General features: G+C 70.2%; 22 protein-coding genes. 7 read left to right on the top strand and 15 right to left on the bottom strand.

All coding sequences use genetic code 11. The features are described from left to right. Both ACWEPL_RS28690 and ACWEPL_RS28685 read right to left on the bottom strand, forming a co-directional pair. Entirely contained in the window at positions 1-1,500 is a 1,500-nt protein-coding gene (locus tag ACWEPL_RS28690; protein WP_452437972.1) for a glycoside hydrolase family 3 protein, read from the bottom strand. 65 nt (positions 1,501-1,565) lie between these two features. Further along, on the bottom strand, positions 1,566-2,729 hold the full coding sequence (locus ACWEPL_RS28685; RefSeq protein ID WP_452437971.1) for an acetyl-CoA C-acetyltransferase: 1,164 nt from the start codon (positions 2,727-2,729) through the stop codon (positions 1,566-1,568). A 94-nt stretch (positions 2,730-2,823) separates the two neighbouring features. Here ACWEPL_RS28685 and ACWEPL_RS28680 point away from each other — a divergent pair, with 94 nt between their 5' ends. Further along, complete coding sequence (locus tag ACWEPL_RS28680; RefSeq protein ID WP_363967771.1) at positions 2,824-3,489, top strand: TetR/AcrR family transcriptional regulator; 666 nt, start codon at positions 2,824-2,826, stop codon at positions 3,487-3,489. Beyond that, entirely contained in the window at positions 3,486-4,166 is a 681-nt protein-coding gene (locus ACWEPL_RS28675; RefSeq protein WP_350724563.1) for a DNA alkylation repair protein, read from the top strand. The genes ACWEPL_RS28680 and ACWEPL_RS28675 overlap by 4 nt, the downstream gene beginning before the upstream one ends. Here ACWEPL_RS28675 and ACWEPL_RS28670 read toward each other — a convergent pair. Then, complete coding sequence (locus tag ACWEPL_RS28670; RefSeq protein ID WP_363967882.1) at positions 4,159-4,998, bottom strand: LysR family transcriptional regulator; 840 nt, start codon at positions 4,996-4,998, stop codon at positions 4,159-4,161. The two genes, ACWEPL_RS28675 and ACWEPL_RS28670, sit on opposite strands and share 8 nt — an antisense overlap. 87 nt (positions 4,999-5,085) lie before the next feature. On the opposite strand from ACWEPL_RS28670, the gene metE reads away from it, so the two are divergent. Beyond that, positions 5,086-7,236 (top strand): 5-methyltetrahydropteroyltriglutamate--homocysteine S-methyltransferase, encoded by a 2,151-nt coding sequence (gene metE / locus ACWEPL_RS28665; protein ID WP_452437970.1) that lies wholly within the window; start codon positions 5,086-5,088, stop codon positions 7,234-7,236. Here the strand turns inward: metE and ACWEPL_RS28660 are convergent. Next, complete coding sequence (locus ACWEPL_RS28660; protein WP_452437969.1) at positions 7,233-7,787, bottom strand: GNAT family N-acetyltransferase; 555 nt, start codon at positions 7,785-7,787, stop codon at positions 7,233-7,235. The two genes, metE and ACWEPL_RS28660, sit on opposite strands and share 4 nt — an antisense overlap. A gap of 258 nt (positions 7,788-8,045) precedes the next feature. Here ACWEPL_RS28660 and ACWEPL_RS28655 point away from each other — a divergent pair, with 258 nt between their 5' ends. From ACWEPL_RS28655 to ACWEPL_RS28645, 3 genes are all read left to right on the top strand, one after another. Further along, a complete protein-coding gene (locus tag ACWEPL_RS28655; protein WP_452437968.1) occupies positions 8,046-8,756 on the top strand; it encodes an FHA domain-containing protein in 711 nt (236 codons plus the stop codon). Between the two features lie 15 nt (positions 8,757-8,771). Next, positions 8,772-9,194: a hypothetical protein gene (locus ACWEPL_RS28650; protein ID WP_452437967.1), complete on the top strand. Its 423-nt coding sequence runs from the start codon at positions 8,772-8,774 to the stop codon at positions 9,192-9,194. 161 nt (positions 9,195-9,355) lie between these two features. Next, entirely contained in the window at positions 9,356-9,745 is a 390-nt protein-coding gene (locus ACWEPL_RS28645) for a VOC family protein (RefSeq protein WP_452437966.1), read from the top strand. A gap of 231 nt (positions 9,746-9,976) precedes the next feature. Here the strand turns inward: ACWEPL_RS28645 and ACWEPL_RS28640 are convergent, their stop codons facing one another. From ACWEPL_RS28640 to ACWEPL_RS28610, 7 genes are all read right to left on the bottom strand, one after another. Next, entirely contained in the window at positions 9,977-10,297 is a 321-nt protein-coding gene (locus tag ACWEPL_RS28640) for a hypothetical protein (RefSeq protein WP_452437965.1), read from the bottom strand. Positions 10,298-10,678: 381 nt separating this feature from the next. After that, the gene (locus ACWEPL_RS28635; RefSeq protein ID WP_452437964.1) at positions 10,679-11,524 is read right to left on the bottom strand and encodes a phosphotransferase family protein; all 846 of its coding nucleotides are present in this window, start codon (positions 11,522-11,524) and stop codon (positions 10,679-10,681) included. A 21-nt stretch (positions 11,525-11,545) separates the two neighbouring features. Beyond that, complete coding sequence (locus tag ACWEPL_RS28630; protein WP_363967787.1) at positions 11,546-12,463, bottom strand: carbohydrate ABC transporter permease; 918 nt, start codon at positions 12,461-12,463, stop codon at positions 11,546-11,548. After that, positions 12,463-13,374, bottom strand: coding sequence for a carbohydrate ABC transporter permease (locus tag ACWEPL_RS28625; protein WP_452437963.1), 912 nt, complete (start codon positions 13,372-13,374; stop codon positions 12,463-12,465). Before ACWEPL_RS28625 ends, ACWEPL_RS28630 begins: the two co-directional genes overlap by 1 nt. After that, positions 13,374-14,786 (bottom strand): N-acetylglucosamine/diacetylchitobiose ABC transporter substrate-binding protein, encoded by a 1,413-nt coding sequence (ngcE, locus tag ACWEPL_RS28620; protein WP_363967791.1) that lies wholly within the window; start codon positions 14,784-14,786, stop codon positions 13,374-13,376. Before ngcE ends, ACWEPL_RS28625 begins: the two co-directional genes overlap by 1 nt. A gap of 19 nt (positions 14,787-14,805) precedes the next feature. Then, entirely contained in the window at positions 14,806-15,540 is a 735-nt protein-coding gene (locus ACWEPL_RS28615) for an SIS domain-containing protein (RefSeq protein WP_350724543.1), read from the bottom strand. After that, complete coding sequence (locus tag ACWEPL_RS28610; protein ID WP_363967793.1) at positions 15,541-16,410, bottom strand: MurR/RpiR family transcriptional regulator; 870 nt, start codon at positions 16,408-16,410, stop codon at positions 15,541-15,543. It lies immediately after the preceding gene. Positions 16,411-16,489: 79 nt separating this feature from the next. Here ACWEPL_RS28610 and ACWEPL_RS28605 point away from each other — a divergent pair, with 79 nt between their 5' ends. Beyond that, positions 16,490-17,440: an N-acetylglucosamine kinase gene (locus tag ACWEPL_RS28605; RefSeq protein ID WP_452437962.1), complete on the top strand. Its 951-nt coding sequence runs from the start codon at positions 16,490-16,492 to the stop codon at positions 17,438-17,440. On the opposite strand, the gene ACWEPL_RS28600 is transcribed toward ACWEPL_RS28605, so the two are convergent. From ACWEPL_RS28600 to ACWEPL_RS28585, 4 genes are read right to left on the bottom strand one after another with little or no spacing between them, the layout of a single operon-like run. Then, entirely contained in the window at positions 17,430-18,248 is an 819-nt protein-coding gene (locus ACWEPL_RS28600) for a carbohydrate ABC transporter permease (RefSeq protein WP_363967797.1), read from the bottom strand. The two genes, ACWEPL_RS28605 and ACWEPL_RS28600, sit on opposite strands and share 11 nt — an antisense overlap. Continuing rightward, the gene (locus tag ACWEPL_RS28595; protein ID WP_363967799.1) at positions 18,245-19,126 is read right to left on the bottom strand and encodes a carbohydrate ABC transporter permease; all 882 of its coding nucleotides are present in this window, start codon (positions 19,124-19,126) and stop codon (positions 18,245-18,247) included. The genes ACWEPL_RS28600 and ACWEPL_RS28595 overlap by 4 nt, the downstream gene beginning before the upstream one ends. Then, a complete protein-coding gene (locus ACWEPL_RS28590; protein WP_452437961.1) occupies positions 19,127-20,374 on the bottom strand; it encodes an extracellular solute-binding protein in 1,248 nt (415 codons plus the stop codon). An 11-nt stretch (positions 20,375-20,385) separates the two neighbouring features. Next, a complete protein-coding gene (locus ACWEPL_RS28585) occupies positions 20,386-21,741 on the bottom strand; it encodes a cellulose binding domain-containing protein (RefSeq protein WP_452437960.1) in 1,356 nt (451 codons plus the stop codon). Positions 21,742-21,787: the final 46 nt, after the last annotated feature.

The following is a 21,787-nucleotide window of genomic DNA, read 5'->3' as shown; positions in this document are numbered from 1 at the left end:
TCAGAGCCTACCGGTGAGCACCTCCGCCGCCGCCTGCCCGCAGACCCGGGCCGAGCCGTACGTGGCGATGTGCACGGCGCCCAGGTCCGAGCGCTCGGGCAGCCCCATCTCCACCACCACGGCGTCGGGCCGGGCGCTGAGCAGGTGCCGCAGCGCCTGCTCCTGCCAGGCGTGCCGGTGCACGTCCCGGACCACGATCACCAGCGGCCGCCCGGCGGCCTCCCCGAGCAGTCGCTCCAGCGCCGAACCCGTCGAGTCCCCCACCGCCAGCCGGGTCACCGCGGTGCCCGGCAGCAGGCGGGCCAGCGGCTGCCCGACGCCCCACGGCGTGTTCCCGTCGATGGCCAGGTTCATCGTGGGGGCCAGCTCCACCACGGACGCGGGCGAGGTCAGCGGCAGCACGGGGGCGGTGGACCGGCGGGTGATCCGGACCGCCCGGCGCGCGGCGGCCAGGCCCACGGAGCCGTCCACGGAGCTGTTCACGGAGCCGTCGCGGGACGCCTGGCTGCCCGAGGAGGCGGCCCACGAGGCCAGCTCGCGGACCCTACGAGCGGCGTCGGCCAGCCGTTCCTCGGGCAGCAGTCCCTGGGTCACCGCCGTGGCGATCGCGTCGCGGATGCCGGCCGCGGTGGCCTCGTCGGCCCGCTCGCCGCCGACGCAGATCGCGTCGGCCCCGGCGGCGATGGCACGGGCGGAGGCGCCCCCGATCCCGTACGCCCCCGCCACCGCGGCCATCTCGATGCCGTCAGTGATGATCATTCCTTCGAACCCGAGCTCCTCCCGCAGCAGCCCGGTGAGCACCTTGGGGCTGAGCGTGGCGGGCAGCTCGGCGTCGTACGAGGGCACGAGGAGGTGGCCGGTCATGACGGCCTTGACGCCCTCCTTGATCGCCTCCCGGAAAGGGAGCAGCGCGTCCTCGATCCCGTCGGCCACCACGGGCACGCCGTGATGCGAGTCGACCGAGGTGTCCCCGTGCCCGGGGAAGTGCTTGGCGCACGCGGCCACGCCCGCCGACTGCAGGCCGCGGACGAACGCCCTGGTGTGCCGGGAGACCAGGACCGGGTCCGCGCCGAAGGCCCGCAGGCCGATGACCGGGTTGTCCGGGTTGGAGTTCACGTCGGCCGAGGGGGCGAAGTCGAGCGTGATGCCCGCCGCCGCCAGGTCGCCGCCGAGGTCTCTGGCCAGGGCCTCGGTCAGGGCCACGTCGTCCACGACGCCCAGCGCGTACCCTCCGGGGCGGCTGCTCCCCGTGGCCACCTCCAGTCGCGTGACCTCCCCCGACTCCTCGTCGGTGCCGACGAGCACCGACGGGTTCTCCGCGCGCAGCGCGGCGGTCAGCCGGGCCACCTGAGCCGGGTCGGCGATGTTGCGCGAGAACAGCGCCACGCCGGCCAGCCCCTGGCCGAGCCGGCGGCGCAGCCAGTCGGGAGGCGTGTGCCCGGTGAAACCGGGAAAGAGGACGGCGTCGGCAAGGCGAAGCAGGTCACCGCTCAAGGGCATGACCCGAAATCTAATAGGAAAGTTTCCTATTTGCTAGAGTCATTTTCTGACGTCAGCACCTTCTTTCAGGAAGGCAGGCGCTCGATGACGGTGACGTTCGCCTGCCCTCCTCCTTCGCACATGGTCTGCAGACCGTACCGTCCGCCCGTGCGCTCCAGCTCGTGCAGCAGCTTCACCGCCAGCACGGCGCCGGTCGCGCCGAGCGGGTGGCCGAGCGCGATGGCGCCGCCGTTCGGGTTCACCTTGGCGGGGTCCGCGCCGGTCTCCTTGATCCAGGCCAGGACGACCGGCGCGAACGCCTCGTTGATCTCGATCGCGTCGAAGTCGCCGATGGACAGGCCCGTCATGCCGAGGGCGCGGGCGGTGGCCGGGATGGGGGCGGAGAGCATCACGATCGGGTCGGCGCCGCGGGCCGACAGGTGGTGCACGCGGGCGCGCGGGATCAGGCCGTGCTCCCGTACGGCCCTGGGTGAGGCGACGAGCAGGGCGGCCGCGCCGTCGGAGATCTGGGACGCCAGGGCCGCGGTGAGCCGGCCGCCCTCGACCAGGGGCTTGAGCCCGGCCATCCGCTCGATCGTGGTGTCCCGGCGCGGGCACTCGTCCGTGGTCACGCCCTCGTAGGGGGCGATCTCGCGCACGAAGTGCCCGGCGTCGACGGCGTGCAGGGCCCGGCGGTGCGACTCGTACGCGTACCGCTCCATCTCCTCGCGCGACAGGTCCCAGGTGGCGGCCATCTGCTCGGCCCCCGCGAACTGGGAGACCTCCTGCGTGCCGTACCGCCCGGCCCAGCCCTTGGACCCCCCGAACGGCGTCTCGTGGCCGAAGGCACGGCCCGCGAGCATCGCGGCCGAGATGGGGATCATGCTCATGTTCTGCACGCCGCCGGCCACCACCAGGTCGCTCGTGCCGGACAGCACAGCCTGGGCGGCGAAGTGCAGCGCCTGCTGGGACGAGCCGCACTGGCGGTCCACCGTGACGCCGGGCACCTCCTCGGGGAGCCCGGCCGCGAGCCAGCAGGTGCGGGCGACGTCCCCGGCCTGCGGGCCGATCGTGTCCACGCAGCCGAAGATCACGTCGTCGACGGCCGCCGGATCGGCGTCCGCCCGCTGCATCAACTCCCTGAGCACGTGCGCGCCGAGGTCGGCGGGGTGGGCCGCGGCCAGCCCGCCGTTCCTGCGCGCGACGGGGGTACGGACGGCTCCGACGATGTACGCCTCGTTGACCATCATCGCATCGTAGCAAGCGCTTGGTAGAGCACGGAATGCCGCATGAGCTGCGTCAGTTAGGTGAACAAGCGATTGTGCGAGGGCTCATAATGGTGTCGTGACCACGCGTAAGAACTCCGGCACCACGACCACCCCGGCCAAGCGCCAGCGCGCGAGCTCGGGGTCCGCCTCCGAGCGCCGCGACCACCTCGTCAAGCTCGCCGCTGAGCTCTTCGCACGCAAGGGCTTCCAGGCCACGACAGTACGTGAGATAGCCGACGAGGCAGGCATCCTCTCCGGAAGTCTCTACCACCACTTCGACTCCAAGGAGACGATCGTCGACGAGGTGCTCTCCACCTTCCTCGACGACCTCATCGCCCGCTACCGCGCGGCGATCGACACGAGCGCAGACGCCCGCACGGTGCTGTCGGAGATGGTCCGCATCGGGTTCGGCACGCTGGAACCGCACCGCGCCGCGATCACCGTCATGCAGAACGACTGGAACTACCTGCGGCAGTTCGAGCGGTTCAACTACCTGGTCAAGGCCGAGGACGAGGTCGAGCAGATCTGGGTGACGCAGATCAAGGCGGGCCAGGCGGCCGGGCTGTTCCGGACCGACGTCGATCCGAAGCTGACGTACCGCATGATCCGCGACACGATCTGGGTCGCGGTGCGCTGGTTCCGTCCCGGCGGCAGGCTCAACACGGCCGGGCTGGCCGAGCACTACATCACCGTGCTCTTCGACGGCCTCGCCACCGGCGAGCGCACCACGCAAAAGGGATGAGCCTCGGCAAGGCAGTGCGGCTGGCACTGCAGGGGGCGGCGGAGCCCGGCAAGGCCGAGGCGATGCGCACGTACATGAAGTCGACGATGCCGTTCCTCGGCGTCCAGGCGGTGCGCAGGCGGGCGGCGCTGCGGCGGGTGTTCGCCGAGCACCGGCTGGACACCGCGCCGGAGTGGCGGCGGGCCGTGCTGGCGCTGTGGCGCGAGGCCGAATACCGTGAGGAGCGCTACGCCGCCGTCGAGCTGTCCGGCTACCACCTCTACCGCGACTACCAGACCCTCTACACGGTGCCGATGTACGAGGAGATGATCGTCACCGGGGCCTGGTGGGACCTCGTCGACGAGCTCGCCACTCACCGCGTCGGCGGGCTGCTGACCACCTACCCCGACTCCATGCGGCCGCTCATGCTGGAGTGGGCGCACGACCGCGACCTGTGGAAGCGGCGCACCGCGATCCTCAGCCAGAACCGGTTCAAGGAGCGCACCGACACGGCCCTGCTGTACGCGTGCATCGATCCGAGCCTGTCGGACAACGACTTCTTCGCACGCAAGGCGATCGGCTGGGCGTTACGCGAATACGCCAAGACCAACCCCGACGAAGTGCTCCGCTACGTCAACGCCAAGGGCATCACGGGCCTGAGCCGCCGCGAGGCGCTCAAGAACCTCCCCCTCACCTAGTCCACAGGGCGTCCTGGACGGCCTGCACCAGAGCCATCAGCTCCGGCGTCACCCGCTCCTTCGACCAGGCCAGCGCGTACGTGATGCGCAGGTCGCCGGCGTCGAGCGGCACGAAGCTCACGTCGTCCCTCCTGATGGTCCTGACCAGGAGCTGCGGGATCGGCAGCAGCCCGGCGCCCGCGGCCACGAGGTCGAGCGCGGCCGCGAAGTCGTCGTCGGCCGCCATGCGCGAACGCCCCGGCAGCCCCGGCCACGGGCGGCTGCCCGGCGTGAGCAGCACCTGCCCGCCCAGCTCGCCAGGGGTCACCTTGGTCCTGGAGGCCAGCCGGTGACCCGCGGGCACGGCCAGGTGGTCGACCGTGACGTGAAACCTGGCCGCCGTCACGAACTGCGCCGGCGCCGGGGTGGCCAGGATCGCGGCCGAGACCTCGCCGTCCGCCAGCGCCCGCACCGCCGCGCCCCGGCCCGCCGCCCGCAGCTCCACGCCGATCGCCGGAGTGCGACCGGCCAGCCGCCTGACGATCCGCGCCGCCAGCGTCCCGACGAGCGGTGGATAAGCGAGATGAATGGTCGGCCTGGCCAGCCGGGCCGACTCGGCCTCGAAGACGCAGACCGCCTCGATCACCCGCTCCGCGTACGGCAGCAGCGCCTTGCCCTCCGCCGTGAGCCGCACGTCGCGGGCCGTCCGCTCGAAGAGCCTGACCCCGGCGGCGCGCTCAAGCCGGGTGATGGCCTGGCTCATGGCGGGCTGGGACATCCCCAGGTCGGCGGCCGCCCTGGAGAAGCTGAGCCGCTCCGCGACCCTGGCGAAGCAGTGCATCTCCTTGAGCATAAGCAGCACCAATCCATGATGCACGAGCTCCCGAGTGCTCGGCAGGATGCCTGCGATCAGCCGAACGAGATCAAGGGAGCCAGAGACATGTCCACATTCCCCAGGACCACGGTGCTCGGATATCCGAGGATCGGGCCGCGGCGGGAGCTGAAGCGGGCTCTGGAGTCGTACTGGGACGGGCGGTCCAGCCGGGCGGACCTCGAGCGGGTGGGGGCCGAGATCAGGGAGCGGACCTGGCGCAGGCTCGCCGAGCTGGGGCTGGAAGGGCTGCCGTCCAACACGTTCTCGCTGTACGACCAGGTGCTGGACACGGCGGTGCTGCTGGGCGCGGTGCCCGCGCGCTACCGCGAGGCCGGCGACCCCTACTTCGCGATGGCCAGGGGCACCGAGGGGCTGGCGCCGCTGCGGATGACGAAGTGGTTCGACACGAACTACCACTACATCGTGCCGGAGATCGGCCCCGACACCGTGTTCAAGCTGGACGCGGCCAAGCCGCTCTCCGAGGTGCGCGAGGCGCGGGCGCTCGGGTACGAGACGCGGCCCGTGGTGGTGGGGCCGGTGACGTTCCTGCTGCTGGGCTCGGCGCTGGACCGGCTGGACGACGTGCTGGCCTGCTACGAGGAACTGCTGTCCGCGCTGGCCGCCGAGGGGGTCTCGTGGGTCCAGCTCGACGAGCCCGCGCTGGTCGGCGACCGGACCGCCGAAGAGCTGGCCGCCGTGCGCGCCGCCTACTCGCGGCTCGGCTCCCTCACCACCCGGCCCGGGCTCTTCGTGGCCTCCTACTTCGGCGACCTCGGAGAGGCCCTCCCGGTCCTGGCCGAGACCCCGGTGGAGGCCATCGGGATCGACCTCGTCCGCGGCGCCGTGCCCGCGCTCGACCTGACCGGCAAGACCGTGGTGGCGGGCGTGGTGTCCGGGCGCGACGTGTGGCGCACCTCGCCCGGTCGCGCCCTGGCCGCCCTGGGCGCCGTACGCGCCTCGGAGGTGGTGGTCAGCACGTCGTGCTCGCTGCTGCACGTCCCCTACGACGTGGAGGCCGAGCCGGAGCTGGACCCCGCGCTGAAGGGGCGGCTGGCGTTCGCCGAGCAGAAGGTGGCGGAGGTGGTGGCGCTCGCGCGGTCCCCGCTGCGGAACGCGCCGCACACCGCGCCCTCCGTGGCGCTGCCCGCGCCCGTGGTGCCGGAGGAGCGCAGCCCGTACGCGGTGCGGGCGGCGGCGCAGGCCGAGCACCTGCGGCTGCCCGCGCTGCCGATCACCACGATCGGCTCGTTCCCGCAGACCGGCTCGCTGCGCGCCGCCCGGGCCGCGCTCGCTTCGGGCACGCTCTCGCAGGCCGACTACGAGCGGCAGGTCGAGGCCGAGATCGAGCGCGTCATCCGGGTCCAGGAGCGCCTCGGGCTCGACGTCCTCGTACACGGGGAGCCGGAGCGCAACGACATGGTGCAGTACTTCGCCGAGCACCTCGACGGGTTCGCCGTCACCAGGAACGGCTGGGTCCAGTCGTACGGCTCCCGCTGCACCCGGCCGCCGATCCTGCACGGGGACGTCGGCCGCCCGTCGCCGATCACGGTGCGGTGGGCCAGGTACGCGCAGTCGCTCACGGACAAGCCGGTCAAGGGCATGCTGACCGGACCCGTCACCATCGTGGCCTGGTCCTTCGTCCGCGACGACCTGCCGCTGCGCGACGTCGTGTTCCAGGTGGCGGACGCCGTCCGGGAGGAGGTTCGCGACCTGGAGGCGGCCGGGGTTTCGGTCATCCAGGTGGACGAACCCGCCCTTCGCGAGCTGCTCCCGCTCCGGCGGGCCGCGCAGGCCGACTACCTGGAGTGGGCGGTGGCCGCGTACCGCCGGGCCACGTCGGGGGCCGGTGACCGCACGCAGATCCACACCCACCTGTGCTACTCGGACGCCGACCAGATCCTGGCCGCCATCGACGGCCTGGACGCCGACGTGACCACCATCGAGTCGGCCCGCTCGGGCGCGCGCATCCTGGCCACGGTCGGGACCTTCGGGCGAGGGCTCGGGCCCGGCGTCTACGACATCCACTCACCGCGGGTGCCCGCGGCCTCGGAGGTCGAGGACCTGCTGCGCCGGACGCTGGCGGCGCTGCCGGTGGAGCGGGTCTGGGTCAACCCGGACTGCGGGCTGAAGACCCGGACGTACGAGCAGGTCGAGGCGTCGCTGGCGAACGTGGTCACGGCCACCCGCCGGGTCCGTGCGGACCTTGACGCTCGCTAAGAGGCGTGGCGTTCGGTGAACTCCTCGATCGTCATGCCGAACAGGACCTCGTCGTCGTAACGGCCGTTGGCGTAGTGGCACCTGCGCCGGCGGCCCTCCTCGACGAACCCCAGCCGCCGGTGCAGCGCCAGCGACGCCTCGTTGGAGCCGTAGACCCCCGCCTCGGCCTTCTGGAAGCGGCGCTCGAAGAACATGTACCTCAGGAGCAGGACGACGGCCTCACCGGCGTACCCCTTGCGGTGGTGGGGCGTCCCGATGCCGATCCCGTACGCGAAGGTGCCGTGCACCCGGTCGACGCTGTGCGTGTTCATCATGCCGACCGGGGTGTTCCCGTCCCGGGTGGCGATCACCAGGCGCACGTCGTCCAGGCCCTGGGTCCGTTCGGCCAGCTCGGCGGCCCACTTCCTGGCCCGCGCCGCCGACTGCGGCGGGTGGAGGTGCTCTCCGCTCCTGACCGCGTCGGAGTATTCGTCGAAGGAGTGGAACGCCTCCCAGTCCTCGGGCTCGACAGCGCGCAACCGTACGAGCTGACCTACCCATGCCGACGTCATGCCCGGCAGCAAACCACGCCCCCGCACACCGCCGCGAACGGTTTTCCCGCCGGAGAGTGGCTCACCCGGGCCGAGGGACCCGCACCGATGCGCCGCATTTCGGAGCCGTCCTATTGCGGGGATTCGGCGGCTCTTATAAAAACCTGCCGAATCCGGCTTTATTATTTGCTTTGATTGTGCTGTTCGTCATTCGGGGGCCGGCGCCATGGGGAGGTGCGCATGGGTTCTCACCCCCAGCTGCTCGTCGTCAGCAGGGGAATGGCCGGGATCAGGTTCGACATTCCCGGCGGGCACACCGAGATCGGAAGTATGCGGGGTTCGGGGATCCTGCTGGAGGTCGACGGGGTCAGCCGGCGGCACGCGTCGCTCGACCGGAACGGCGACCACGTGGTCATCAACGATCTCGGGTCGCGAAACGGCACCTGGCTCAACGGCCACAAGATCGCCGGTGGTCAAGTGCTCCGTGACGGGGACCAGCTGCGGATGGGGTACGCGGAGCTGCGGTTCGTCCAGCCTGCCGGGACGGGTCCGTCGGCAGGTTACGAGTTCGGGGACGTCCGCGGGCCGGTGAACGCGGGAAGCGGCATCCAGTACGTGGGCGGGCACCACCAGAACGCCGGCCGGGACATTTATGGCGACAATTATGACGTTCAAGTCAACGCCGATTATGAGCCGTTCGACGAAGTCTTCCAGGGAAAAGGGTTCGGGCGCGTGCTCTTGGTCCTCGGCACGATGATCGCGCTCGCCGGGTTCGCTATTTGGTCATCCCTCATCTTCGGCGCCATGACCTCCAACGATTTCTCGAACCCGATGACACAGGAGTTGATTCCCGGCATTCCCCAGGCACCGGCGGGTTTCGGTCTTTTCGTGGCCGGTGGGGTGCTCGCGGGGATCGGCTCGTCCATGTCCAAGGCCGCGCGCAAGCGCGCGGAGCAGCGCAGACGGCGGCGGCGCGGGCCGCGGCCCTAGGGAGAGGTGACGGTTATGGGGGAGACCTTCCGTTTCAGGAACGTCAGCGGGCCGGTGAACGCCGGGAGCGGCACACAGTACGTGGGCGGACATCACCAGACCGCCGGTCGGGACATCCACGGCGTCGCGGGACACCAGCTCGCCGGCCAGGGCCTCCACGCCGACCTGGACGCCATCAGGAGCGCCCTGGACGAGCTGAGGCTGTCCGCGGCCGAACGCCGGAGCGCGGAGCGCGAACTGTCCGCGGTCGAGGACGCGGTGGGCGGAGAGACGCCTGACAGGGAGCAGGCCGGCCGGCACCTCCAGGAGCTCACCTCGGGGCTGGAGCGCGCCGGAGCGCTCGCCGACGCCGGCACCACGTTGATCGACGCCCTGGGCCGCATCGCCCAGTGGCTCGGCCCGCTGGGCGCCGGAGTGCTCGCCCTCCTCGGCCACTGACGCCCAGGAGCCCGGCCGTGCCGCCCGACTGGGAGCACGTCCGAACTCCCTGCACGAATCGCCCCTTCGCCGAGCCCGCAGCCATATGCGCCGGCCTGCCCATGCCGCCGCTCGGCAGGAACCCGGCCCTGAGGATGCCCCCCGTCCAGGAGGATGGGGGCATGACGCACTACAGCAGGCTCTACAAGGTCGTGATCGACGTCCCGGAGGGTGATCACGACAAGGAAATGACGTTCTGGCAGGAGGCGACCGGTCAGACGCTGACCCGGTTCGAGCGATACCCGGAATACCACGGCGCTTTCTTACCTGGTGACGTGTTCGCCCTGCTCGTACAACGACTCGGGACGGGCCCCGCACGCGTGCATCTCGACATCCACACCGACGACCTGGAGGCGGAGACCACACGCCTGGAGGCCCTCGGGGCTCGACGGCTGAGGCTGGTCAACGATCATTGGTGCGTCATGGAGGACCCCGCCGGACTGCCCTTCTGCGTCATCCCCCAGCCCCCGGGCTCCCTGAACGACCAGAACGCCCAACGCTGGGACGACTGACACCGCCTGACCGGCGGCGGAGCACACCCTCCCCTGGAACGCCCCGTCTCCGCCGCCTTGGCGATCCGGTCAGCCGGTGGAACGAGCCGACTCAGGGCTCATCGCGAACCGGTGTCACGCCCCAAGCAACGCAGACCGACGTCCCCCACCCAGCCGAATCCGAGCCGCCGTCCCCACCTCACCTTCATCATCCGTGGGCGGCACCGCCACTCGGTCGCCGCGCCTCGGGGCTCACGCCGAAACCTCAACCGGCCCGAAGTCGCCCGTGATGGCCTTGCGAGCCTCGGCGTAGCGTGCGGGATCCGCCTTGATGCGGGCTGTTGCCCGCCACCCGGCGATGACCTCCTGCGTCGTGGTGTCGACTTCCAGCTCAGCAGCGTCGGAAAGAGCCTCGACCAGTTCGAGGGTGAAGGCGCGCAGTTCGTCCACCGTGAGGTGGCGAACCCAGGGAAAGACCTCGGGCATGGCGACGACCAGCGTGCGCGCGGCGGGGTCGTGCTTGAGCAAGGCGAGGAACAGACGTGACGCCGTGGTCAGAGCCTGCTCCTCCAAGAGTCGGCGGCTCGTCTCCTCCCGATGCTCGGCCGTATCCCGTCGTGATCGGCCTTCCCTCTTCCGCTCGCCCAGCGAGATGCCATTCTTCGGTATCCGCGCCTCAGGGCTGCTCTCCCAAAGATTTCTGGAGGCGGGTGCCGGCATGCGCGGGCGAAGCCTGCGCCTGGATAAGGACGTCTTCGCGGAGCGAAGGCCTCCAGGGGTCGGGACCAGGCCCGACTGGGGGCGACGCCTGAGCTCTCTGAGCGCGAAGCGCCCCAGGCGAAGACCGTGCGCGCCGCCAGGCGCGCCCCCAAGGCGAACAGCCCGAGCGAAGCGAGGACCGCTCGGGGCGGGCTCCAGCAGGCCCACCCCGGAATCGGGCGACGGGTGGGTGGCCTAGCCGAAGGTCCAGGCCAGGTGGGTCAGGGCGGCTTCGGCGTAGTGGTGGGGGCCCGTGCTCAGGCCGTACGCCAGGTCCTCGATGAGTGCACATCTCGCGTAGAAGAGGACCCGGGCGCGGTCCGCCTCGTCCAGGGCGAAGGCGTAGTGCGACACCGTCAGCTCGAAGATCTCCGGCCCCAGGTCGCGGTAGATCAGGGCGAAGTCGTGGGCCGGGTCGGTGAGGGCGGCGTCGGTCCAGTCGATGACGCCGGTGATCGTGCTGGTGGCCGCGTCCGCCAGCAGGTGCTCGGTGCCCAGGTCGTTGTGGCAGAAGCGGAGCTCGCCGGTCTCGTCCGGCGGCGGTTCCCGGAGGAAGCGCTCCACCAGGTGGCGCTGTTCCTCCGGGACGTGGGCCTCGACGTCGCGGTAGTCGAGCTCGGCGTCCTGGAGGAGGGTCAGCGCCGGGTAGGTGTCCAGCGGCGCGAGGTCGCGCATCCTGTCAGGAGAGGCGCCGTGCAGTGCGCTGAGGAACTCGGCCAGGGGCTGGGCCAGGAGCCGGGGGTCGGCGGCGGGGTGCCGGTTGAGGGGCTCGCCCGGGAGCTTGCTGTACGCGATCGCCCCCGACTCGTCGTCGGCGAAGACCACCTCGGGGACCGGTAGCGGGGACAGCTCCCTGACGGCCGCCAGGCGGGCGACCTCCTGGTGGTTCTCCTCGGGGGTCGTCGCCTTGTTACGCCGTACCAGTAACTCGTTGTTGACCTCGTACACCGTGTTGTCGAGGCCCTGGCCCAGCCGATCGATGGAGCGCACCCGATAGTCGGGGAGATGGCGGGCCAGCAGCGCGCGGATTTCGCCAGTCACACCCCGCAGCCTAAGCCCCCGCTACTTGAGGGCTCCAGAGGTCAGGCCGCTCTGGATCTGACGTTGGAAGACCGTGTAGACCGCCAGCATCGGCAGGATCGCCAGGGTCAGGGCGGCGAAGAGGGCCGACCAGTCCTGGTCGTATCCGGCGGCGGTGGAGATGTCGGCGATGCCCATGGGGAGGACCCACTTGTCGCGCTCCTGCAGCAGCACCAGGGGCAGCTGGTACTGGTTCCACTGGCCCAGGATGTTGAAGATCGTGATGCTGATGATGCCCGGCTTGGCCATCGGCAGCATGATCTGGAAGAAGACGCGGGTGTGCGACGCGCCGTCCACCATCGCCGCCTCCCCCACCGCCGTGGGCAGCGTGCGGAAGAACGCCGACAGGAAGAAGACCGTGAACGGCATCGAGTACGCGATGTAGACCAGGACCAGGCCCGCGTGCGTGTTCAGGCCGATGAAGGGGCCGATGAGCGGCACGTTGCCCATGTTCTGGACGACGAAGAAGAGCGGGGTCAGGGCCAGGTAGACGGGAAAGGCCAGACCCGAGACGAAGAGCAGGTAGATCGCCCGGTTGCCGCGAAAGGGATAACGCGCCAGCACGTACGCCGCCATCGACCCGATGAGCATCGTCCCGAACGTGCTGAACGCCACGACGATGACGCTGTTGAGCATGTACTGCCCGATGTGCGCCTGTTCCCAGGCCCTGGCGAAGTTGTCCCAGTGCAGCGTGGCCGGCAGCGACCAGGCGTCACCGAAGATCTCGTCCTCGCTCTTGACCGAGGCCAGGAACGTCCACAGGATCGGCACGATCACCAGCAGCGCCCAGACCAGCAGCGCGACATGCGTCAGCACGCCGAGCGGGCCGAGCCGCCGCTTGCGCTCCTGGCGGGCGATCTTCCGGGACGTCGCCGCCGTCCACGAGATCATCGTTGTCATCAGTACTCGATTCGTTCGCGCCGCGAGAGGCGCAGCGAGAGGATCGCGAAGCCGACGGTGAAGAGGAACATGATCACGCCCAGCGCCGAGGCGTAGCCGAAGCGGAAGTACTGGAACGCGTTGCGGTAGATCTCGGCGGCCATGACCGTGGTCGACCAGTCGGGGCCGCCGTGCTGGTCGGTCATCACCCAGACGATCGCGAACACGTCCAGCGCCACGATCCCCAGATAGACCCAGGCCACCTGGACGGTGTCCCAGAGCAGCGGCAGCGTGATGCGGAAGAACAGGCTCACCCGGCCGGCCCCGTCGATCTGCGCGGCCTCGAACATGTCCCTGGGGATGGAGGCCAGGCCGGCGGAGAAGAGCACCACGTAGAAGCCGACCGCCTGCCACACCATGACGCCCAGCACCGACCAGAACGCCACGTCGGGATCGGACAGGAAGCCGATCGGCTTGACCCCGAGCCCCATCAGCGGGCCGTTCAGCATGCCGCTGCCGTCCGGCCGGAACACCTGCTGGAACAGCACCGCCACCACCGCGACGGCCAGGACCTGCGGGAAGAAGAACACCACGCGGTAGAACTTCGACCCGCGGATCCCCGACGTGCCCTGCGCGCCGCCCACGTTGAGGAGGAAGGCGAAGAACAGGGCGATGACGATCGTGATCAGCGGCAGCAGCACGAGCAGCGCGCCGTTGTGCGTGACGGCCTTCCAGAACGTGCCGTCGCTGAAGAGCCGCTTGAAGTTGTCCAGGCCGATGAACGTGGGCGTGGCCGTCACGCCGCGCCAGTCGGTCATCGCGATGTAGAACGCCTGGATGTACGGCGAGATCACGTAGACCAGGTAGAGGATCACCGGGGCTGCCAGGAACGAGGTGATGAACAGCCCGCGGCGATACCTGTTGAACATCATCAGCGCTTGTACTTCTTGATCGAGGAGTCGTTCTTGATCTCGTCGGCCTTCTTCTGCAGGCGCTCGAGGTAGGCGTCCGGCTTGAGCCCGCCGGTCATCAGCTCGCCGGTGGCGGCGATGGCCTCGTCCTTGAGCTGGGCGTACCAGGTCTGCCAGCGGTAGTAGACGACGTTCGTGCCCGCGGCGGCGAACGCCTTGGTCGCGCTCTCGGCGCCCGGCGACAGCTGCCGTCCCTCGCCCGCGCCCTTGACCACGGAGACCGTCTTGACCATCTCGCTGAAGTCGCCCGCCGCCTTCTTCGACAGCATGGCCCGCAGGTACTCCATGCCGCCCTGCGGGTTGGGGGACTTGGAGGGCACGATGAAGTTCTCGCTCGGCTGGCTGTGCAGGGTGCCGTACGGCAGCTTGTCCGAGCTGCCGAAGTCGGGGATCGGGAACATCCCGTACTCGAAGTCGGCCGGGGTGGTCGTCTTCTGCTCGTTCTCCAGCCAGGAGCCGGAGGGGAGCATGGCGACCTTGTACTTGTTCTGGGCCGTCTGGGTCTGCACGTGGTCGAGGCCGGCGGTGCCCTCCATGAGGTACTTGGCGCCGATCTCCGCCCAGGCGGTGGCCGAGGTCTTCATGGCGTCGCTCTTCCAGGCGCCGTCCTCGAGGTTGTCGATGTTGACGAGCACCTCGGCGCCGCCGATCTTGGCGGCCATGGTGAGCAGCGGCTCGTACAGGTACTGCGGGAACTTCCCGGCATAGGTGAAGGGCGCCATCTTGCCGGACTTCTTGATGGTCTCGCAGAGCTTGAGGAACTCGTCCCAGGTCTTCGGGGCCTCCCAGCCGTTGTCGCGGAAGGCCTTCTGCGAATACCAGATGCCGAAGATGTAGTTCACGTAGCCGAGCACGCTGAAGGTGCCGTCGTACGTGCCGAGGTCGATGACGGCCTGGTCGATGGTGTCGCGGACCTTGGTGTTCGGGTCGTCCCAGCTGGGCGCGTCGAGCAGCGGGGTGAGGTCCTGGAGCTGGCCGTCCTGGGCGAGCGCGCCGAAGTCCATGGCGTTGGCGCCGGAGTTGTCGATCACGTCCGGCGGGTTGCCACCGGCGAAGCGCGGCTGGAGGACCTTGGTGATCTCCTTGGTCGCGCTGTGCTTGATCTCGACGTTCGGGTGCTTGCTCTTGAAGAGCGGCTGGTGGATGTTCTTGGCGTAGTCCTGGCCGAAGCCGCCGTCGAAGATCCACACCTCCAGCGGCTTGTTGTCCGCCATGCCGAACGGGTTGGCCGCGCTGGTCGCGACCGGCGCCGCCGAGGACGACGCGGTGGGCTTGGCGGCCGGCGTGGCGCAGGCGGCCAGCGCCCCCGCCACGGGTACGAGTGCGGCGCCGCGAAGGAGCTCACGTCGGCTGATATGGGGGGTGTTGGGCATATGACTGCTCCTGACTTGTCTATGATCCGCGTCGGATACGGCCTGCGTAGCGGCTCTCCAGCGCCTTGTTGTGCTCGTCGCCGCCGGTCACGTTGACCGACATGTAGATCGGGGGCGTCTCGCCCATGGCCACGAGCTCGTCCACCGCCCGGGTGACCACCATCTGCGCGAGCAGCGCGGAGGTGACCGTGGACACGGCTCCGTACGTGCCGCCGCCGGGCAGCTCGAGAATGGCGTCGCCGTACGGCGCCCCGTTGTCCAGCACGACGTCGGCCAGGTCGAGCAGCTTGCGGCCCGACGGGTGGCGCGAGGTCATCTGAGTGCTGTGCTTGACCGAGGTGAGCGCGATCAGCGGGTGCCCGCGCTCCTTGACGAGCGTGGCCAGCTCGACGACCGTGCCGTTCACGCCGGAGCTGGAGATCAGCACGAACACGTCCTGCGGCGCCACCGGCGCCAGGTCGTAGATCTCGTGCGCGATGGCCGGGTCGCGCTCCAGCTCGGAGGTCAGCACGCCGGGCGCGTGGCCTCCGTACAGGACGAGGTCCCTGGGCGAGAGGCGGTTGCTGGGGACGAGGCCGCCGGCCCGTCCGGCGATCTCCATGGCGATGGCCTCGGAGTGCCCCGAGCCGAACGCGTTGACCACGCCGCCCGCCCGGATCGAGGCCACGATCAGCGCGGCCGCCTCCCGTACCGGCTCGGCCTGGCTCTCCGTGACCTGGCGTGCCAGATCGAGGACCTCGGTTGCGTACGTCATTCAGCCTCTCTCCACCCGATGGCTCTCCACGGCGCTGATCGTGCGCTCGAACGCCTCGTTGGTGCGTTCGTAGGTGCTCTGGGCCACCGCCACGTACACGGCGTCCAGCACGAACAGCTGCGAATGGACGGCGGCCAGCCCGCCGAGCCGGAACGTGGTCTCCCTGCTGGCCGTGGTCAGCACCAGGTCCGCCAGCTCGGCCAGCGGCGAGCGGGCGAAGGAGGTGACCGCGACCGTCAGCGCGCCGTGGCTGCCGGCCTCGGCCAGCGCCTCCATGACCTCGCGGGTGCGGCCCCGGTGGCTGATGCCGATGGCCACGTCGCCGTCCTTGAGCAGGGCCGCCTCCGACAGGGCCACGTGCGCGTCGCCGGCGCTCCAGCCGGGCACGCCGATGCGGCGCAGCCGGCCCTCGAACATAGCCGCGACGTTGCCGCTGGTGGAGACGCCGACCAGGAGCACGCGCGGCGCGGCCACGATCGCGTCGGCCACCTTGGCGACGATGTCGAGGTCGAGCTGCGCGGCGGTGTCCTGGATGAGCCTGGCGTCGGCGGCGGCCATCACCTCGATGGCCGAGTCGAGCGGGTCGTCGGGGCCGATCTCGTGGCCGACGCCCGCCCCCCACCCCGCCTGCGCGGCCCGGCCGGTCTCGGTGGCGAGCGCGACGCGCAGCTCGGCGTACCCCGAGAAGCCGAACGCCCGGCAGAACCTCGTCACGGTCGCCGGCGAGCTGCCGGCCCGCTCGGCGAGCGCGATGATGGTCGAACGCGCCGCCTCGGCAGGATCGCCGAGAATCACCTCGCCGACCCTGCGCAAAGCTTCCGGCAAACCGGGTAGTTCTGTTTCGACGCGCCCAAGCGCTCCTGAAGTCACGAATATTCCTTCCGAATACCCGGTCTTCTGGCGAAAATTATTCTTGCTTCCGGTCCGCGTCAACCCCCAGACTCGGACCGTGACTGAATCGCTAGTGGTCGGTGTCGACGCCGGGGCCACGTCCACGCGGGTCGCCGTCCACGCGCTCGACGGCACCAGGGTCGGCTACGCCCGGGCCGGCGCGGGCAATCCCACTGCTCACGGGCTGGGCAAGGCGGTGGCCAACGTGGCCGCCGCGCTCGGTGAGGCGCTGGGGACGCATGACGGCCGGCGGGTCGTGGCGTCGCTGACCGGGGTGGCGGGGCACGTGGCGGAGATGGTGCCCGAGCTGGCGAAGGTCTGGGCCGGGCACGGCATCGCGGAGGGGCCGCGCTACATGGGCGACACGCCGATCGCCTACGCCGCGGGCTCGCCGGAGCCCGACGGCTCGCTGCTGCTGTCGGGCACGGGGGCGGTGGCGGCCAGGATCGTGGACTTCCGGCTCGACGCCATCGCCGACGGGCTGGGCTGGCTGCTGGGTGATGAGGGGTCGGGCTTCTGGATCGGCCGCCAGGCCGTCAAGGAGGTGGTCGGCGCCCTCGACCGCGGCGCTCCGCCCACCGGCGCGTTGGCCGAGCTCGTGGTCGAGCACTTCCTCGGCGACGACCGACCCGCCGCGCCGCGTGCCGTCGCCGATCGCATCGTACGGCTGGCGCAGGCCGACCACATGCGGCTAGCCGCGCTGTCCTCGCTGGTCAGCCAGGCGGCCGAGGCAGGCGACGAGGCGGCGCTCCAGGTCACGCGGGAGGCCGCCGAGCGCCTGGTCGCCACGCTCGGACGCGTACACGTGTCCGGTCCGGTGGTGCTCGCCGGAAGCGTGCTGACCAGCGAGGGTCCGGTACGCCAGGCGGTGGTGAAGCTGCTGGCGGACAAGAACGTCACGACCGCGGGGGACGCGGCGGGCGCGGCGGCCTGGCTGGCGGCCCGGGACCTGCTCCCGGAGGCGGACGCGAAGGCCCTGCACGCCGCGTTCACCGCCGTCAGCCCTTGACGGCCCCCGCCGTCATCCCGGTGCCCACCCGGCGCTGCAGGAACAGGAAGAGCAGCAGCGCGGGCAGCGCGAACAGGCTGGCGGCGGCCATCGTGGCGCCCCAGTCCGTGCCGAAGACGTCGCGGAACGACGACAGCCACACCGGCAGCGTGCGCTTGTCCTGGTCCTTGATGATCAGCACGTTCACGAACGCGAACTCGTTCCACGCCGTGATGAACCCGAACAGCGACGTCGCCATCAGCCCGGGCGCCAGCAGCGGGAACACCACCCGCCGGAAGGCGGCCAGGCGGCCGCACCCGTCCACCTGCGCCGCCTCCTCCAGCTCCGGCGGGATCGCGGCCAGGAATCCGCGCAGCGTCACGATCGTGAACGGCAACGTGATCATGAAGTAGACGCCGGTCAGCATCGCCAGCGAGTCCAGCAGCTCGGTGTCCCTGGCGATGATGAACACCGGCACCAGCAGCGCCTCCCACGGCGCCATCTGCGCCGCGAACACCGCGATCACGAACGCCCCTCTCCCCCGCCAGCGCATCCTGGCCACCGCGAACGCCGCCAGCAGCGCCGTCACCAGCGCGACCAGCACCGCGACCACGGTGACGACGAAGCTGTTGCGCCAGTAGGTCCAGAACCCCGGCGCGTTCACCGCCGTCACGAAGTGCTCCAGGGTCGGGTGCGCCGGCCAGAACGTCGGCGTGGCCGCCTGGATCTCCCCGGTCGGCTTGAACGCGGTCAGGAACATCCAGTAGACCGGGAAGATCGTCATCACGAGCACGACGACCGCGGCCGCGTTGAGCGTCAGCCTCTTCACTGGCGGACCATCCTTCGCAGGTTGCTGACCAGGGCGACGGCGAGGATGACGACGGTGAGCATGGCGACCGCCGAGCCCAGGTCGTACCGGTGCAGCACCCGGGCGATCTTGAACGCGTACACCGGAAGGGTGGTCGTGGCGCCGTCCGGGCCGCCCTGGCTGAGCACCCAGATCTGCGGGAAACACTTGGCCACCCAGATCACCTCCAGCGAGGCGACCAGGGCGAACAGCTGCCGCAGCATCGGCAGGGTGACCTTCCAGAAGACCTGCCGGCCGGTGCCGCCGTCGATCCGGGCGGACTCGTACAGCTCCACCGGGATGGTGGTCAGCCCGGCGTAGAGGGTGAGAGCGGCGAACGGCACCGACTGCCACACGACGAGGACCACGAGCACGGCGAACGTGGCCGTGCCGTCGGCGAACCACGGGTAGCCGCGGAAGGAGTCGAACCCGAGCGCGACCAGCAGCCAGTTCACCACGCCGAGCTCCGACTGGAACAGCCACTGGAACACCGTCGTGGCGGCGATGATCGGGGTGGCCCAGGCCAGGGCGAGGGCGCTCATCAGGGCCAGGCGCAGCCCGCGGCGCAGGCGGGCGAGCATCAGCGCCACGCCGGTGGACAGGACCACGATCAGCACCACGTTGATCGCGGTCCACCCCAGCGTACGCCACAGCACCCGCCAGAACTCCTCGCCGGCCAGCAGCTCGGCGTAGTTGTCCAGACCGGCGAAGGCCGCGCCGCCCCTGATCAGCTCCCCCATGCGGAAGTGCTGGAAGGAGATCACCGCGGCCTTGAGCATCGGGTAGAGCAGGAGGAAGGCCCCGCCCGCCACCGTGGGCGCGATGAGCAGGTAGGGCCACGGGCTCCTGGTGCCGCGCATTCAGGACCCGCTGTTCAGGGTCGTGGTGATGGACTCCGAGACCTTCTTCGCCTCCGTCGCGGGGTCGGCGCCGGTGAGCACGGCGGTCATGTACTGCTTGATCACGGAGGTGGCCTCGACGGCGGCCCAGTTGGGGGTGTTCGGGGTGGCGCGGCCGCCCGCGGCGCCCTTCGCCATGGCCGCGGTGCCCTCGTCGCCGTCCAGCACGCCGGCCAGCGAGGTGCGGTTGGGCACGAAGCTCATCGTCTTGGCCAGCTCGGTCTGGAACTGCTCCCCGGACAGGGCTTTGACCAGCTCGTACGCCGCCTCCTGGCGCTTGGACGCGGCCGGGACGATCAGGTCGGAGCCGCCCGTGAAGACGGTGCCGGGCCTGTCGGCCGTCTTGCCCGGGATGGTGAAGAAGCCCATCTTGTCCTTCAGCTTGGGGTCCACCTCCAGGACGCGGGCGGCGATGCCGGGGACGGCGATGATCTGGGCCACCTTGCCCTGGGCGAAGACCTCGTGCTGGGGCGGGTTGGCCTCGTCGGCGTCCTTGGGGCCCTTGCCGAGGGCCTGGAGGCGCTTGTAGAAGTCCATGCCGGCCAGGGCCTGCGGGGTGTCGAGGGCGCCCTTCCACTTGCCGCCCTCCTGGACGGCCAGGTCGCCGCCCTCGTCCCAGATGAAGCCGGCCAGGGCGTACCAGGTCTGCCCGGTCAGATAGATGCCCTGATTTCCGTTTTTATTTAGTTTTGCGGTGATATTTAGCCATTCATCCCGCGTTTTCGGCGGCTCCTTGATGCCGGCCCCGGCGAACAGGTCCTTGTTGTAGACGACCACGCGGTTGGCGGCGTACCAGGGGATCCCGTACTGCTTGCCGTCGACCTTGCCCGGCTGGGCCAGGCCCGGCAGCCAGTCCTCGCCCTTGAGCTCGGCGACCTTGCCGGTCAGGTCGGTGACACCGCCGCTGGCCGAGTACTGGGCGACCTGGGTGTTGCCCACCTCGATCACGTCGGGGGCGTCGGTGCTGGCCAGGGCCGCGGTGACGCGCTCGCCGATGCCGTCCCACGCCTGGATCTGGATGTCGAGGTCCACGCCCTTGTGCGCCGCCTCGTACTCGGTCTCGAACTTCTTCAGCAGGTCCTGCGTGACGCTGCCGTCCATGATCCAGACGGTCAGCCTGGCGGGGCCCGCGGACGTCTTGGGCTCCTCGGCGGCGCCGCACGCGGCCACCGCGAACACGGCCGCCAGGGCCAGGATGCGGTTCTTCATGGCGATCCTTGTCACGGGTTGGGGACGGTGTCCGTGAAGGCGGTGCCGGCGGCGCGCAGGGAGGCGACGCGGCCGGTGACGTCGGCGGGCGGGACGACCTCGTTCTTGCTGTAGTAGAGCCAGTCCACCTGCTGCCGGTACGTACGCGTCCCCGTGGCGGCCTGAAGATCGATGAACCACTGGTTGAACATGATCCACATGGGCGTCTCGGGATAGTAGATGTCACCGTGGTCGGCGAACAGGCGGCCGTCCACGTAGTACCTGATCCGGCCGCCGGAGACCTGGATCACGAGGTCGTGCCAGCCGGCGAAGCTCGCGCGCTCCTCGGTGTGGGTGTTGACGGCCTGCCACGGGTCGGCCTGGTAGGTCTCCCAGCTGGTGGTGTAGAGGATGTTGGACGGCTCGCCCCAGCCGCCGTTCGGCAGGTACTCGAAGTCGAGCTCGCCGTAGTCGGGGTCCAGGTTGTAGCGCAGCGGGGTGATGGTGAAGAACGTCTGCACCACGTGCTCGCCGTCGGGGCCACTGGCCGGGGCGTCGCTGAAGCGGACCCGGGCGGCGTAGGTGCCCTCGAAGAACTTGCGGTTCGCGGTGGACAGCTCGGTCTGGACGGTGCCGGCGGCGGTGCCGTTCGTGGTGGAGTCGAGCGTCAGCAGGCCGCCGGGGAACGAGACCGCCGAGGGCGACCAGGTGGCGCCGGGCACGCCGGGGCCGCCGGAGCTGGAGCGCACCGTCCAGCCGCGCTGGGCGAGGCGCGGGTCGCTCGACCCCGTGTACGTGAAGTCGTCGAACAGCACCCCCGCCGAGCCCGTCGGGGGGACCGTGGGAGTGGGAGTGGGGCTGGGCTCGGTGCCGTTCGGCCGCCCCCACGCGAGCTGGCCGTTGACGTGGACGGTGACCTTGTCCCAGTTCGTGTAGGCGGTATTGGACCCGTAGGAGTAGTCGTCGCTCTGCGTGAACGTCTGCCAGTCCGCGCGGTAGAAGCGCAGCTGCAGGTCGCCGGTGTTCGCGCCGGGGGCCAGGCTGCCGGAGGTGAAGCCGACCTCCAGGTACTGGTCGGCGCCCGACTGGCGGACGAACTGCCCGGTCACCGTCGAGCAGCCCACCACGGCCCAGGAGCAGGCGAAGCGGTAGGTCTCCGTGCCGGTCAGGTAGTAGCGGATCTTGACCTGGTTGAGCGGGATCGTGGTGGTGCCGTCGTTGAAGAGCTGGAGCCAGGGTTCGGCCTGGGCGGTGGTGGCTCCGGGAGCGCTGGTGCGGTACTGGAGGCGTACGGACTGCTGGGCGCTGGCCGGGGCGACCAGGGCCACGACGACGAGGACGAGAGGGAGAGCTAAGGAGAGGACAACTTTTCCGATATTTCGGTACATGGGGGGTTCTCCTTGCGAGGTCCGGCCCCGGAATCCGGGCATGCCG

It is taken from the genome of Nonomuraea sp. NPDC004186 (genome assembly GCF_053603495.1).
This window is presented reverse-complemented; position numbering and strand designations above follow the sequence as displayed.